Origin of the sequence: Phaeobacter sp. NW0010-22 (genome assembly GCF_040365955.1) — a bacterium.
GTDB lineage: Bacteria > Pseudomonadota > Alphaproteobacteria > Rhodobacterales > Rhodobacteraceae > OMPR01.
The window spans coordinates 449,227-463,223 of sequence record NZ_BAABWT010000003.1 but is presented as its reverse complement, the minus strand read 5'-3'; the positions used below and the strand labels follow the sequence as shown (position 1 = coordinate 463,223).

General features: G+C 55.9%; 12 protein-coding genes and 1 tRNA gene. 8 read left to right on the top strand and 5 right to left on the bottom strand.

Annotated elements, in window-relative coordinates; translation table 11 throughout:
- Nucleotides 1-97: 97 nt before the first annotated feature.
- Both ABWV33_RS09135 and ttcA read right to left on the bottom strand, forming a co-directional pair.
- Nucleotides 98-1,639, bottom strand: coding sequence for a putative bifunctional diguanylate cyclase/phosphodiesterase (locus ABWV33_RS09135; RefSeq protein ID WP_353330235.1), 1,542 nt, complete (start codon nucleotides 1,637-1,639; stop codon nucleotides 98-100).
- Nucleotides 1,640-1,712: 73 nt separating this feature from the next.
- Nucleotides 1,713-2,597 carry a tRNA 2-thiocytidine(32) synthetase TtcA gene (gene ttcA, locus ABWV33_RS09130; RefSeq protein WP_353330233.1) on the bottom strand — a complete coding sequence of 295 codons (885 nt, stop codon included), beginning with the start codon at nucleotides 2,595-2,597 and terminating at the stop codon, nucleotides 1,713-1,715.
- A 113-nt stretch (nucleotides 2,598-2,710) separates the two neighbouring features.
- Here ttcA and ABWV33_RS09125 point away from each other — a divergent pair, with 113 nt between their 5' ends.
- On the top strand, nucleotides 2,711-3,646 hold the full coding sequence (locus ABWV33_RS09125) for an alpha/beta fold hydrolase (protein ID WP_353330231.1): 936 nt from the start codon (nucleotides 2,711-2,713) through the stop codon (nucleotides 3,644-3,646).
- On the opposite strand, the gene yidD is transcribed toward ABWV33_RS09125, so the two are convergent.
- The 3 genes from yidD to rpmH are packed head-to-tail and all read right to left on the bottom strand — an operon-like array spanning nucleotide 3,643 to nucleotide 4,528.
- On the bottom strand, nucleotides 3,643-3,885 hold the full coding sequence (yidD, locus tag ABWV33_RS09120) for a membrane protein insertion efficiency factor YidD (protein WP_353330229.1): 243 nt from the start codon (nucleotides 3,883-3,885) through the stop codon (nucleotides 3,643-3,645). The two genes, ABWV33_RS09125 and yidD, sit on opposite strands and share 4 nt — an antisense overlap.
- 56 nt (nucleotides 3,886-3,941) lie before the next feature.
- Nucleotides 3,942-4,370 carry a ribonuclease P protein component gene (gene rnpA, locus ABWV33_RS09115; RefSeq protein ID WP_164618518.1) on the bottom strand — a complete coding sequence of 143 codons (429 nt, stop codon included), beginning with the start codon at nucleotides 4,368-4,370 and terminating at the stop codon, nucleotides 3,942-3,944.
- Between the two features lie 23 nt (nucleotides 4,371-4,393).
- Entirely contained in the window at nucleotides 4,394-4,528 is a 135-nt protein-coding gene (rpmH, locus tag ABWV33_RS09110; protein WP_113821468.1) for a 50S ribosomal protein L34, read from the bottom strand.
- Nucleotides 4,529-4,825: 297 nt separating this feature from the next.
- On the opposite strand from rpmH, the gene ABWV33_RS09105 reads away from it, so the two are divergent.
- The 7 genes from ABWV33_RS09105 (at nucleotide 4,826) to ABWV33_RS09075 (ending at nucleotide 13,932) form a co-directional block, all read left to right on the top strand.
- A complete protein-coding gene (locus tag ABWV33_RS09105; RefSeq protein ID WP_353330227.1) occupies nucleotides 4,826-5,557 on the top strand; it encodes a TVP38/TMEM64 family protein in 732 nt (243 codons plus the stop codon).
- 3 nt (nucleotides 5,558-5,560) lie between these two features.
- Complete coding sequence (locus ABWV33_RS09100; RefSeq protein WP_353330225.1) at nucleotides 5,561-6,979, top strand: dihydrolipoyl dehydrogenase family protein; 1,419 nt, start codon at nucleotides 5,561-5,563, stop codon at nucleotides 6,977-6,979.
- Nucleotides 6,980-6,994: 15 nt separating this feature from the next.
- A complete protein-coding gene (locus ABWV33_RS09095) occupies nucleotides 6,995-8,380 on the top strand; it encodes a sensor histidine kinase (protein WP_113821465.1) in 1,386 nt (461 codons plus the stop codon).
- A 59-nt stretch (nucleotides 8,381-8,439) separates the two neighbouring features.
- Nucleotides 8,440-8,516, top strand: a tRNA-Arg gene (locus ABWV33_RS09090).
- A 106-nt stretch (nucleotides 8,517-8,622) separates the two neighbouring features.
- On the top strand, nucleotides 8,623-9,204 hold the full coding sequence (locus ABWV33_RS09085; protein WP_353330223.1) for an ImuA family protein: 582 nt from the start codon (nucleotides 8,623-8,625) through the stop codon (nucleotides 9,202-9,204).
- Nucleotides 9,119-10,597 (top strand): Y-family DNA polymerase, encoded by a 1,479-nt coding sequence (locus ABWV33_RS09080; RefSeq protein WP_353330221.1) that lies wholly within the window; start codon nucleotides 9,119-9,121, stop codon nucleotides 10,595-10,597. The genes ABWV33_RS09085 and ABWV33_RS09080 overlap by 86 nt, the downstream gene beginning before the upstream one ends.
- Nucleotides 10,594-13,932, top strand: coding sequence for an error-prone DNA polymerase (locus tag ABWV33_RS09075; protein ID WP_353330219.1), 3,339 nt, complete (start codon nucleotides 10,594-10,596; stop codon nucleotides 13,930-13,932). The genes ABWV33_RS09080 and ABWV33_RS09075 overlap by 4 nt, the downstream gene beginning before the upstream one ends.
- Nucleotides 13,933-13,997 lie beyond the last annotated feature (65 nt).

Here is a 13,997-nt window from a genome sequence, read left to right as displayed (position 1 = left end):
CAACGGTGGGTTCAACAGAGTGCGAGGGCAAAGGTCAAGCGGAATCGCCTCTGTTGGGCGGGTAGGACGCGGCATATTTTACCGAATCCCCGAGATTTCAACCTGTTTCACGTCCAATTCGTGGAGTTCCCTGCAATTTGGCTTCATGCGTGGCAATCCAATCGAGGGTCTGTTCGAACGGCATGGGCTTACCAATTCCAAAGCCTTGAACATGGTCACAACCCAGTTGGGCCAACAAGGCATGTTCCCCTACAGTTTCAACACCCTCGGCCAGTGTTTCTAGTTCCAATCGTTCGGCCATGGTTAGAATGGCACCGATCATGCGCTGTTGTTCAGGGTCGCAATCGGCTTTCATGACAAAAGATCGGTCGATCTTAATGCGTGACACTGAAAACCGGCGGATAGAGGCAATGGAAGCATGGCCAGTGCCAAAGTCATCTAGATCAATGCGACAGCCAAGAGCCCCCAAGCCGGTGATGTTGCGTGTGATTGTATCATCGGGGGTGTTTGAAAAGACCGTTTCAAGAATTTCGACTGATAGCCGCTCGGGCTTCAGGTCGAACCGGTCCAATTCCCATTGGATTTTGTTCACCAACCCTGGGTTTTGCAGCTCATCTGAGGCAAAGTTCACCCCAACCCGTGGGACACTCACGCCAGCACGATCCCAGGCTTTCAGCGAAGTTAGGGCATGATAGAGTATGACCTCTCCCAATCGTTCCATCTGCCCCGCTTGATCAATTAGTGGAAGGAAAACATCTGGGTTGATGACGCCCCGTACGGGGTGAGTCCAGCGTGCGAGTGCTTCGAACCCCGTGACTTTGCCGGTATCTGTTGAAATCTGCGGCTGATACCAAGGCTGGATCTGGCCATTCTCTAGGGCCGCGACAATTTCCCCGCGAAGATCGCTCTTGATTCGGGTTTTGCGCCGCATGTCTTCTGAATATGCGCGGATCGCTGAGGGGCCAGCCTGATGGGCCTCGTGCAACGCGGTGGTGGCAGCATCTAGCCAATCCGTTGCGGTTTTACCAGGTGCACGGTTGAGTTGACAGAAACCGACCGAGCAAGAAACGTAGACTGCCAAGCCATCCAGAGAGATAGGTTCTTCGATTGAATTCTGGATGCGCCCCGCAAGTTGTATGCAGAGTTCCAAGTCCAGCTGGGGAACAGGAGAGAGGCAAACCGCGAATTTGCGATCCCCAAGCCGTGCAACTGTATCGTTGTCACGTAGGGTTGCCTGAATGCGCTCGCCGCTGCGTTGGGCTATGCTATCACCGGCGCTTTGCCCATGCTGGCTGACCAGTTCTGGATAGTCGTCTAACTCGATTACAAAGCATGCGGTGCGCAGATCCGCGAGCGCGGCCCGTTCAAACGTCTGCTCGACAACGTTTTGAAAACCATCTCTCAACAACAGGCCCGTCACCCCATCACGCCCCGTGTCAGGAGAGACTGGCCAGCGCCCCAAAGCCCCTGCAAAGGCAAAGATCAAAGGGAAGCCAAGAGCCGCTAGGACAAGGGCTGTTTCCCCCCCGGTCCAAAAGGCTCCAAGGGTGAGTGCCGGTAGAAAGGCAAGAATCGGCGGCCCGGTTAAAATCGGGACGATTTGAGAGCGAAAACGGGATAACAGTAAGTTTGTCCGCATTGGTATCATCGGGCCTTTCACATGGACGCAAGGCGTGCATGGGAACCCTATGACGATCAGTCTGAGTCAGACGTTAACGCAGGCGAGGAATTTCCCCAGAATTTTCCTCTATTTTGTCAAAATTCAAGGCAAGCCCCTGAAAGTCAAAAAGTTTTGGATCCAAAAGGTGAGAGGGACGCGCATTCATGAGGGCTCGAAACATCACTTGACGGCGACCAGGGCTGTTCTTTTCCCAGCCATCGAGAATCTGTTTGACCTGTTGACGCTGCAACCCATCTTGGCTGCCACAGAGATCACAGGGGATGATGGGGTAGTTCATGGCCCGCGCAAATTTTTCGCAATCCGCCTCGGCCACATGGGCCAGCGGACGATAGACAAATAGATCGCCCTCTTCATTGACCAGTTTTGGAGGCATGGTGGCAAGACGCCCGCCGTGAAACAGGTTCATGAAAAACGTCTCTAGGATATCGTCGCGATGATGACCCAGCACCACGGCAGTACACCCTTCCTCGCGCGCGACACGATACAGATTGCCCCTGCGCAGCCGTGAACACAGGGCGCAGAATGTCCGCCCTTCTGGAACCTTGTCCATCACAATAGAATACGTGTCCTGATACTCGATCCGATTGGGGACACCCTTCTTTTCCAAAAACTCGGGTAGAACTGTGGCTGGAAAGCCGGGTTGCCCCTGATCCAGATTACAGGCGAGCAAATCCACGGGCAGCAGGCCACGCCACTTCAGTTCGTACAGAACAGCGAGCAGGGTATAGCTGTCTTTTCCCCCGGACAGGCAGACCAGCCAACGAGGTGTGGACCCATCCGCCGGCCGCTCGACCATACCATACTGCTCGATTGCTTCGCGCGCATATCTGACGATCCGTTTGCGCAGCTTTTTGAATTCTGTGGTCGAAGGAGCCCCGGCAAACAGTGGGTGGATTTCATCGTGATCGTCAAACATAGAGGGTCTCCGGTTGGTTCCGGGCGTATGCCACGTGCAACGGGTGAAAGCAAAGACCTAGCGAGAAACACCCGAAAATGGTACATTCCTGGCTTTTGAAAGAGGTATTTAGCGTGGACTATTTCTTATCCGTACGGGGGCGCCAAAGCGATGGCTATTCAAACAGAATGGGCGGTGCGAAGTATCTTGCGGTGCCAGAAACAGCCGGGACATACAGAAAATCTCACGAAATAAGAGTGACCCAATGGGTGCGTGATGTTCAGGCCGCGGCTGGGGCCACAGCACAGGAAAAGGGCCATATCGTTGTGTTCGTGCACGGGTTCAACACGGATCAGTGGGATATGCTGGAACGTCACCGAAAGATCCGCAAAGGGTTGGAGGCGCAGGGTTTCAAAGGCGTCGTGATCAGCTATGACTGGCCCAGCGATGGTTCTGTCCTAGGGTATACGTCAGATCGACGCGATGCGCGGCGGTCTGCCGATTTGCTCTTTTCCAACGGCATCACACGGCTTTCCAAACCGCAAACCGCGGATTGCGATTACAACATTCACGTCTTGGCCCATTCCATGGGGGCCTACCTTGTGCGCGAGGCATTCGATTACGCCGATGATGATCATGTAACTGCACAGAAAAGCTGGACGGTTAGTCAGGTGGCTTTAGTTGCGGCTGATACCTCGTCTAAGTCGATGAAGGCGGGCAACCCTAAAACCTCCTCCTTGTTGCGCCACAGTACGCGGGTGACCAACTATTACAGCCCCTTTGACGAAGTGCTGTCGGTTTCAGAGGTTAAGCGAATCGGAGTGTCCCGGCGTCTGGGGCGTGTTGGGATGCCTCAGGACCGGGCAGAAAAGGCGGTGAACCTCTATTGTGGTAAGTTCTTTAATGACAACAGGATTGGTTTTGGCGACGGCACTGCGATCACGCACAGTTGGTATTTTGATGCCCCGCGGTTCTATGAGGATTTGTTTCACACCGTCATGGGTAAACTCGACCGCGAAGTGATTCCGACTCGGGGGCGCACTGATCAAGGGAACTTGGCGTTGGTCTAAGAGTCTTTTGTGTCTTCTGGATCAGGAACCGGATCGTATCCGTCCGAGCCCAACGGATGACAGCGCCCTATTCGGCGCGCAGCGAGCCAGCTGCCCTTAACCGCCCCATGTTTTTGCAAAGCTTCCAAGGCATACGCAGAGCAGGTGGGTTGAAACCGGCAGTTAAAACCGACCCACGGGCTAAATATCAGCCTATAGGCGCGTACGGGCAGTGCAACGATGTGGGCCAATGGTGTCATGGGGGCAATCTAGGGGTAGCTGCTGCATAGAAAAAGCGGGTGCGACGAAAAAGGCGTCAGTCGTGCAGCTTGCGCAAAGCGTATTTCAGATCGTTCTGCAGCAATTGAAACGGGCGCTCAGCGGTGTCCGTTTTCTTACCGATCAACACGTAATCCCAACCGGGTTTAGCCAAGTCAGGCATCACAAGGCGGGCCGCCTCGCGCAGGCGCCGCTTGGCCCGGTTTCGCGCGACGGCGTTGCCAACTTTTTTCGAACAAGTGAACCCTATGCGAACGCCCTCGGCTTCGTCTGGTCCACGCTTGCGAGCTTGCACAAGCATCGAAGCCGTTCCCCGGCGTTTTGCCCGGGCGGCTTTTAGAAAATCGGATCGCTTCTGCAGAACCTGCATTGAGAGGCTTCTCTCAATATCTGGACGAACGGAAACCGCCGACGGCATATCCTCAAGTCTAGCTTTGCCAGTCTCGAGGGCCTTCGGCGGTGTCATGTCCGTCTGAACAGTCAGAGAGCTTATGCGCTCAGCGACTTACGACCGCGTGCACGGCGGTTGTTCAAGATTTTGCGGCCGGCTTTTGTAGCCATGCGCGAACGAAAACCATGGCGCCGTTTGCGAACCAGGTTGGAAGGCTGAAAGGTGCGTTTCATCGCTCCGTCTCCAATATATCGGTCGGGCGCGGCGTAGATTCGCCTTCCCGGGGTCTATTCGAAGCCCGTCCTCTAAAGCCAGAACGATGCCAAGTCAAACCCCATGCCCGGGTTTTGTAAGCGTTTTGCAACAAATTCTGCCGAGGTAAACAGTGAAACGTTTCAAATCATCGAAATAAACGGAAAAACCTCACAATTTCGGGGGGAAGAGATCAAGGCCCTGTGAGGTCCCTGTTGATTCTAGCGTGCAAGGCGCATGTTGAGGCCGAAGACGACACACTTAATCAAAACGGTCCCATGAGCGATTCTATGCAGATGCCCAAGCACGGGTTCGCCCGTCACATTCCTTTGCTGGTGATTCTGATCGCCGCCTGCGTGGGGTTCTTTACCCTGCGCGATTACCTCAGCTTTGAAACATTGCGCGACAATCGCGAGGCCCTTTTGGCATTCAGAGATGCCAACTACTTAGCTTTGTCGGCGCTTTTTGTTGGGGCATACATCCTGATCGTTGCCTTTTCGTTGCCCGGCGCTGCCGTGGCCTCCATGACGGGTGGCTTTTTGTTTGGGCTTGTTGTTGGCACTGCGCTGAATGTCGTGTCAGCAACGGTTGGGGCATCTGCTATCTTTCTCGCTGCCCGCTGGGGTTTGGGCGCGACGTTGACGGCTAAGTTGGAAACCTCTGAGGGGACCATCAAAAAACTCAAAGAAGGCTTGCGGGAAAACGAGATTTCGGTGCTGTTTTTGTTGCGCTTGGTTCCAGCCGTTCCCTTTTTTGTTGCAAACCTTGTCCCTGCTTTGGTTGGGGTTAAATTTCGCAACTATCTGGTCACCACTGCTCTAGGCATTATCCCAGGTGCGATTGTTTTTACTTGGATTGGGGTTGGACTTGGCGGCGTTTTTGATCGGGGTGAAACCCCTGATGTGTCTCTTTTGTGGGAACCGTTTGTCATTGGACCCATTTTGGGGCTTTGCGTCTTGGCGGCGCTGCCCATTCTCATCAAGGCCCTGCGCGGCAAGAAAGAGGCCTGAACCATGGAACAGATCAAGACGGATATTTTGGTCATAGGGGCAGGCTCAGGCGGTTTGTCAGTCGCTGCAGGTGCCAGCCAGATGGGGGCTGATGTTGTCCTGCTCGAAGGGCATAAAATGGGGGGGGATTGTCTGAACTTTGGCTGTGTCCCCTCAAAGGCGTTGATTGCCAGTGGCAAAGCGGCTTATGGGCAATCTCATGCAGCGGCATATGGGGTCGCTGATGTGATGCCTCAGATCGATTATGCCGCGGCCAAAGATCATGTTCATGATGTCATTGCCCAGATCGCTCCGGTCGATAGTCAAGAACGGTTTGAGGGCTTTGGTGTTCGCGTGATCCGCGAATACGGGCAGTTTCTGTCGCCGTCGCAGGTGCAGGCAGGGGATCATGTAATCACCGCACGCCGAGTCGTTATTGCGACCGGATCATCGCCCTTGGTTCCGCCAATCCCAGGCCTCGACGGCGTCCCCTATGATACCAATGAAACCATTTTTGATCTGCGTGACAAACCGGATCATCTGTTGATCATCGGTGGCGGGCCTATCGGGATGGAGATGGCGCAGGCTCATATTCGTTTGGGCTGCAAAGTCACCGTGATCGAGGGTATGAAGGCCCTTGGCAAAGACGATCCCGAAGCGGCGGCCGTTGTGTTGGACGCTTTGCGCAATGAAGGCGTCGAAATCGCCGAGGATGCATTGGCGGCGCAAATCCGTGGGCAGGCGGGTGCGATCGAGGTCGCAGCCCAAGACGGGCGCATTTTTAAAGGATCCCATCTCTTGATGGCTGTTGGGCGCAAAGCGAACACCGATTCCCTGGCGTTGGATAAAGCCGGGATCGAAACAACCCGAACCGGCATTCAAGTCGATGCAGCATTGCGCACCAGTAACAAGAAAGTCTACGCGATTGGGGATGTCGCTGGGGGGCTGCAATTTACCCATGTGGCTGGCTATCAGGCGGGAATCATTATCCGTTCCGCTCTGTTTGGGTTGCCGTCCAAAGCCAAGACAGCACATATCCCATGGGCGACTTATACGGACCCAGAACTGTCTCAGGTTGGTTTGACCGAAGCACAAGCGAAAGAACGCCATGGCGAAACCGTAGAGGTGGTTCGGTTCGATTATAACCATAATGATAGGGCTATTGCTGAGCGTAAAACAGCCGGGTTTATCAAAGTGATGGTCGTAAAAGGGCGTCCTGTGGGCGTAACAATCGTGGGATATCAGGCTGGCGAATTGATCAACTTGTGGTCGTTGGCTTTGGCCAATAACTTAAAGATGAGTCAGGTCGCTGCGATGGTGTCACCTTATCCCACGATTGGAGAGGTGAATAAACGCGCCGCGGGGGCCTATTTCACACCCAGACTGTTTGAAAACCAGACAGTTAAACGCGTCGTTAGATTCGTCCAACGCTGGATCCCCTGATCGGGAAGGGACTTTATGCTCAATACGCTGTCTGGCCGATTTTTGATCCTGACAACGGTCTTTGTAATGCTGGCCGAAGTTTTGATTTTTGTGCCGTCCATTGCCCGTTTCCGCGAAGACTATCTGCTCAACCGCCTTGAACGTGCACAAATCGCGTCTTTAGCGTTGGAAGCCGATGATATGTTGGAAGCAAAGTTGGAGGCAGAGCTGTTGAAAACGGCGGGTGTTTTCAACGTTGTTCTACGTCGCGATGAAATGCGCCAGTTGATGTTGTCGTCGCCTATTCCGGCAGCAATTGCTGACACCTATGATTTGCGCATGGCCGGGCCTTTCGTGTTGATTAGGGACGCGGTACAGCGTTTGTTCACTCCAGAAAACCAGATCGTGCGCGTTATCGGAGAACCGGTGCGAGATGCCGGTCTGTTGATCGAAGTCACAATGGAGACCGCGCCGCTGCGGATGGCGATGATCGACTACGGGTTGCGGGTCTTATTGTTATCGGCCGTCATCTCGATTTTTACTGCCTCGCTGTTGTTCTTTGCTGTTCGCATATTCCTGGTGCGTCCGATCAAAGGTGTGGTTGGCTACATGCAGCGCTATGCACAGGCGCCCGAAGATGCACGCGGGATTATTCAACCCAAGGCCGGCGTGACAGAGCTGCGTGAAGCGGAAGAGGCTTTGCTGATGCTACAGACCGACCTGACGCAGGCTCTGAAGCAGCGAGAGCGTTTGGCGCAATTGGGTGGGGCGGTGGCCAAGGTCAGCCACGATTTACGAAATATCCTGACATCTGCCCAGTTGTTTACGGATCGTATCGAGATGAGCGAAGACCCGTTGGTCCGACGTATGGCACCCAAGTTGGTGAATTCGATCACGCGCGCGGTGTCTCTCTGCGAAAGCACGCTCGCGTTTGGACGCGCCGAAGAGCCTGCTCCGATCCTCACGATGGTGCGTTTGTATGAGGTGGCCGATGATGTGGTTGCCAGCGAACGTTTGGCCATCGCAGAGGCTTGCGTGCAGATTTGCAATGAAATCCCTGAGGATCTGATGGTGCGCGCCGATCCTGAACAGATCTTTCGGGTGATCATGAACCTTGTACGAAATGCACGGCAAGCTCTGATCGCATCGAACAACCCCGGTGTCATTACAGTTTCGGCCAGCGAGCAAGGTGAGGAATGGTGTATCGAAATTTCCGATACCGGCCCGGGATTGCCTCCCAAAGCCCAAGAAAATCTATTCACGCCTTTCGAGGGTGGGGTGCGCAAAGGTGGCTCGGGTCTTGGTTTGGCAATTTCTTCTGAATTGGTACGCGGGCATGGTGGGGATTTGTCGTTAAAGAGCACTGGACCGGCGGGAACGACCTTTGAAATTCGCCTTCCACGAGGGGACGGAACTTTTTGAAAGTTTTTTGAAGAATCGGCTTGCACCTCCCCCGCGCTAAGTCTAAATCCTGCCTCAACGGACCGATAGCTCAGCTGGATAGAGTACCTGACTACGAATCAGGGGGTCGGGGGTTCGAATCCTCCTCGGTCCGCCATCTTTCAAATCAACGAAAGATGGCGGCGTTAAACTCCAAATATTACAATAAGTTGCGCCAGAGATCATCTTTTGATCTACCTCTCTCTTTGCGATACAAAGTGACGATGACACCGCAATCGATCCCCTTTTTTCCACCAACCAATGGCCGAGCCCACGAAGTGTGCGGTGCGGGTGCGTACTTCTTTGCCTTTACGCTTGCAGGCAAGTTGGGGGGGCAAATCTTGTGGGTGCGTGAAGGCTGGCTGTCTGAGCAGATAAACCCCACAGGGTTTGGTGAGTTTGTCGATCCGCAGGCGCTTTTGGTCTCGGTTGCAAACGATCAGACAGAGGTTCTGGCGGTCGCCGAGGAGGCCCTGCGTTCGGGGGCTGTTTCGCTTGTTATTGCAGAAATAAACAAGCCTTTGGGTCTGACAGCAGGGCGTCGGCTGCAATTGGCCGCACGGGATGGAAAATCCACTGCGTTGGTTATTATCCCCCAAGATATGGGAAGCAACGCAGCCGAGACTCGTTGGCAGTGCACACCAGTATTTGATCAGGATGTCTCGACTCTGCAATGTTGGAATCTTATAAAGAACAAATCGGGAACATTGGGGGTTTGGTATGTTCGATGGGATACAGCGTCGCGTCATCTCCGTATGGTTTCCCCGGCTGGCGAGCGAGCGGGTTCTAAGGGTTCGCCCGATTGAAGGGCCGTTTGCGCTGACCCTCAAGCAAAACAATGCGAACCGTCTTTATTGTCTGAATGCCCAAGCGGAATGGCAGAATTTGCATCGCGGAATGCCCTATGCTGATGCGCGCGCTTTTTGCCCTGATCTGCAAAGTGGCCCTGCCGATCCTGCACAGGATCTGCAGTTTTTGCATGTATTGCGCCGTTGGGCCACGCGGTACTGTCCTTGGGTGGGCCTAGAGGGCGTGGATGGCTTGGTGTTGGATATCACCGGATCAGCGCATATTTTTGGCGGCGAGGGGGCCATGCTGGCGGATATGCGGGCGCGGATGACACGGGCAGGGATCTCGGTGCAGATTGGGGTCGGCGATACACGCGGCGCAGCCTGGGCTTTGGCGCACTATGGCGAAGGGGTGGCGGAATCGGGCAATATGCTGGGGGCTTTGTCAAAGCTACCGGTGGCCGCCCTGCGCCTAGAGGAAAAGGCCAGCATTGCGCTACAGCGCTTGGGATTGCGCAAAATTTCGGATCTGGCGGCGGCCCCGCGCGCGCCACTGACCCGACGGTTTGGCCCTGGCTTGCTTTTGCGGCTGGATCAGGCGCTGGGCGCGCAACCCGAAGAGATCACACCGCTGACAGCTCCTCCGCATTATGGGGTGCGCATGACGTTACCCGAACCCATCGGGTTAGTGGCGGATGTGATGGCTGGAACAGAGCGGTTGTTGGTCCAGCTGTGTCAGAAACTGAAAGCGCAGGAAATGGGCGCGCGATTGTTATGCCTGACCCTGCGCCGTGTGGACCAGGACCAGCAACAAGTCGAATTACGCCTTGCCCGCCCTTTGCGGGATCCAAGTCGGATTTTGCCGCTGTTCGAGCGGGGGGTGAATACGGTCGAAGCCGGATTTGGCATAGATCAGTTGCGCCTTGAGGCCACGCAGGTTGACTCTGTGCCTGTGCGCCAGATGAGCCACGTGTCCACCGGCGGCAAGGATCTGCTGGATGACCTTATCACTCGGATCGGAACCCGGATTGGCTTGGAAAATATCCAACGCTTTTTACCCGCGGACAGCCATATCCCTGAGCGGAGCTTTGTGATTGCTCCGGCGGCTTATTCCGACCCCGAAGGGGGCTGGGCCGTGCCGCGTCCGCGCCCTGTGCGTCTCTTTCCGCCAGAAGCCATCGTCGGGACTGGCCCCCGCCCACCGGCGCGGTTTCGGTGGCGACGGATGGCGATGACCACGGCCCGAACCATCGGGCCGGAACGCATCGCACCGGAATGGTGGCTCGAGGATGACAGCTGGCGATCGGGGGTGCGGGATTACTGGCACGTGCAGACGCGGCAGGGGCGGCGGTTGTGGCTCTATTATACGCCGCAAAACCCGGGATGGTTTGTGCAGGGGGAATTCGCATGACTGCTCTTCCGGCCCCTGCCAACAGCCCGGGATATGCCGAACTGTGCGTGACAAGCAATTTCACCTTTCTCACTGGGGCCTCGCACCCCGAAGAATTGGTGACCCGTGCCGCTGAGCTGGGATTGTCGGCGATTGCGATCACGGATCGGAATTCTTTGGCCGGGGTCGTCCGGGCGTGGTCAGCGTTGAAAGAGCTGCGGCGCGAGGCACAGGATGCAGTGCACATTCGATCTCAGCACCGGGTTGCTTCCTGTTCGCGTCAGGAAGTCGGAAACCCGCAACCGATTGCGAAACCAAGCGACCCGCACCTGCCACGTCTGATTGTCGGATGCCGCCTTGTGCTGCGCGACAGCACGGTCGATTGGGTGGCCCTGCCACGGGATCGCACAGCCTACCAACGATTGACCCGATTGCTGACGCTGGGCAAGCGGCGCACCAAAAAGGGGGGCTGCGATCTGACCCTGCAAGACGTGTTGGAGTGGTGCACCGGGATGAGCCTGATTGCTTTGCCTCAAAAGGGGCTAAGGGCATCGGTCCCTGATATCCAGCGGGTCCGAAAACAGTTTCCCAACCACGTCTTTGTCGGGGCATGCCCTCGTTATGATGGCAGCGACCAAGCCTATCTGGCGGCCTGTGCGCGGTTGGCGCAAGCCACATGCGCGCCCATGGTGGCGGTCGGGGATGTGTTAATGCACAGGGCCAGCCGCCGGCAATTGGCCGATGTGCTGACCTGTATGCGTGTGGGGGCGACGATTGATCAGATCGGAACGCAGGCCTTGCCCAATGCCGAACGCCGCCTGAAAGGGCACGCTGACATGGCGCGTGTCTATTATGAATACCCGGGGGCCTTGCGGCGCACGCTAGAGATTGCCGATAGATGCAGCTTTGATCTGCAAGAGCTGTCGTATGAATATCCGGATGCGGACACAAACCACGAAACCCCGCAGGTGCGGCTGGAACGTTTGGTTCACGAGGGTCTAAAGCGCCGCTATCCAGCAGGCGCATCCGACAGGGTTCACGCGCTGGTGGCCAAAGAGCTCGCGCTGGTTCAGGATTTGGGGTTTCCGGCTTATTTTCTGACGGTCCACGACATCGTGCAATTTGCCCGATCACAGGACATCCTGTGTCAGGGGCGCGGTTCGGCGGCGAACTCGATCCTGTGCTATCTTTTGGGGATCACGGATGTCAGCCCTGAACAGATTACGATGGTGTTTGAACGCTTTGTGTCCAAACACCGGGGTGAACCGCCTGATATTGACGTGGATTTTGAACACGAGCGCCGCGAAGAGGTCATTCAGTGGATCTATCAGAAATACGGCCGCGAGCGTGCGGGGCTCTGTGCCACGGTGATTCATTTCCGATCCCGGGCCGCGATCCGGGAAGTGGGCAAGGTGATGGGCCTGTCTCAGGACGTGACCGCCGGGCTGTCGGGGCAGATTTGGGGCATGAGCAACGGCGGCATCAATGTGGATCGGATTCGCGAGCTGGGGTTGGATCTTGAAAACCGACGCTTGATGCAAACCATCCAGTTGATTGGTGAAATCATCGGATTTCCCCGCCATCTATCCCAGCACGTGGGCGGGTTTGTCATAACCAAGGGGCGGTTGGATGAACTGTGTCCCATCGAAAATGCAGCGATGGAGGATCGCACCGTCATCGAATGGGACAAGGATGACATCGACGCGATGGGCATCCTTAAGGTGGATGTGCTGGGGCTGGGAATGCTCAGCTGCATTCACAAGGCGTTTGGATTGCTTGAGCATCACGAAGGTCAGCCGATGACGATTGCAACGGTCCCACAAGAGGATCCCGCAACCTACGACATGCTGTGCGTTGCCGATGCGATTGGGGTCTTTCAGGTCGAAAGCCGGGCGCAGATGAATTTCCTGCCACGGATGAAGCCTCGAACCTTTTATGATCTGGTGATCGAGGTGGCGATTGTACGTCCCGGCCCCATTCAGGGCGGCATGGTGCAGCCCTATGTCAAACGGCGTCAGGGGCTGGAAAAGGTCAGTTACCCTTCGGCAGAGTTAAAGGCGGTCATGGGCAAAACGCTTGGCGTGCCGTTGTTTCAGGAACAGGCGATGCAGATTGCCGTGGTCGGGGCAGGGTTCTCTCCGGAGGAGGCGGACCGCCTACGCCGGTCTTTGGCCACCTTTCGTCGGATGGGCACGATTGGGGTGTTTCAGGAGAAATTTGTCTCAGGAATGCTCAAGAGAAATTATGATCGCGCCTTTGCCGAGCGTTGTTTTTCTCAGATCGAAGGGTTCGCGGACTATGGCTTTCCTGAAAGCCATGCGGCAGCTTTTGCGATGCTCGCCTATGTGTCTGCTTGGTTGAAATGCCATCATCCGGCGATCTTTGGCTGCGCGCTGCTGAACTCCCAGCCGATGGGGTTTTATGCGCCCGCTCAAATCGTGCGCGATGTGCGCGAACATGGGGTCGAAATTCGCCCGATTTGCGTCAATGGCAGCGCATGGGACAACACGCTGGAGCGTCGCCCAGACGGGGCACTGGCGCTGCGTTTAGGGTTTCGTCAAATTAAAGGGTTCAAGGAAGAAAACGCCGCCTGGATCGTGGCGGCGCGCGGCAATGGCTATCCAGATCCGCAAAGCCTGTGGTTGCGCGCAGGCTTGATGCCCACGGTGTTGGAACGCTTGGCCGAGGCGGACGCGTTCTCGGATATGGGCCTGACCCGACGCGCGGCGCTGTGGCACGTCAAAGCCATTCGAAGTCAGAAACCGTTGCCCTTATTTGATGACCCAATTGATGGCGAAAGCATCCGCGAGCCTGAGATATCGCTGCCAGTCATGAGCTTGGGTGAAGAAATCGTAGAGGATTATGTATCGACACGCTTTACCCTGCGCGCCCACCCGATGGAGCTGTTGCGCCCGACGATTCCGGGCCTCACGGCGCATGATAGATTGGCCAAGGTGCCGATTGGTCAATGTTCTGTGTGTGGGCTGGTCATAACGCGCCAACGTCCGGGCACCGCATCGGGTATTATTTTTCTCACGCTCGAGGATGAGACAGGCGTCAGCAACGTGGTGGTTTGGCCCAAAGTCTATGAGCGGTTCCGCCGTGTGGTTATGGGCGGGCGGCTTTTATATGTGCGCGGCTATCTGCAGCGCGAAGGGATCGTGGTGCATCTGATCGCACAAGATATTCAGGATATGTCGCACAAATTGTCAGAGCTGGGCCATCCGCTGGATGAAGCGATCGGGGTGACGCAGCCACAGGCCGATGATGCTCCCCGACCCCAGCAAGCGACATCAAGCGCACGCCACCCGCGAGAGCAGGCCAAGCGCCTGTTTCCCAGCCGCGATTTTCACTAATCGAAGGGCAGGAACAAAGGCCGCCCCAAGCGGGTGTGGCCTTTGCTGTCGTTTAGAAAACGTTT

Bases quoted from the DNA above. Each gene is read 5' to 3' on its own strand.
- ABWV33_RS09105 (WP_353330227.1), top strand. From the start codon at position 4,826: ATGAGCGATTCTATGCAGATGCCCAAGCACGGGTTCGCCCGTCACATT.
- ttcA (WP_353330233.1), bottom strand. From the start codon at position 2,597: ATGTTTGACGATCACGATGAAATCCACCCACTGTTTGCCGGGGCTCCT.
- ABWV33_RS09135 (WP_353330235.1), bottom strand. From the start codon at position 1,639: ATGCGGACAAACTTACTGTTATCCCGTTTTCGCTCTCAAATCGTCCCG.
- ABWV33_RS09075 (WP_353330219.1), top strand. From the start codon at position 10,594: ATGACTGCTCTTCCGGCCCCTGCCAACAGCCCGGGATATGCCGAACTG.
- ABWV33_RS09080 (WP_353330221.1), top strand. From the start codon at position 9,119: ATGTTCGATGGGATACAGCGTCGCGTCATCTCCGTATGGTTTCCCCGG.
- rpmH (WP_113821468.1), bottom strand. From the start codon at position 4,528: ATGAAACGCACCTTTCAGCCTTCCAACCTGGTTCGCAAACGGCGCCAT.
- rnpA (WP_164618518.1), bottom strand. From the start codon at position 4,370: ATGACACCGCCGAAGGCCCTCGAGACTGGCAAAGCTAGACTTGAGGAT.
- ABWV33_RS09100 (WP_353330225.1), top strand. From the start codon at position 5,561: ATGGAACAGATCAAGACGGATATTTTGGTCATAGGGGCAGGCTCAGGC.
- ABWV33_RS09095 (WP_113821465.1), top strand. From the start codon at position 6,995: ATGCTCAATACGCTGTCTGGCCGATTTTTGATCCTGACAACGGTCTTT.
- yidD (WP_353330229.1), bottom strand. From the start codon at position 3,885: ATGACACCATTGGCCCACATCGTTGCACTGCCCGTACGCGCCTATAGG.
- ABWV33_RS09085 (WP_353330223.1), top strand. From the start codon at position 8,623: ATGACACCGCAATCGATCCCCTTTTTTCCACCAACCAATGGCCGAGCC.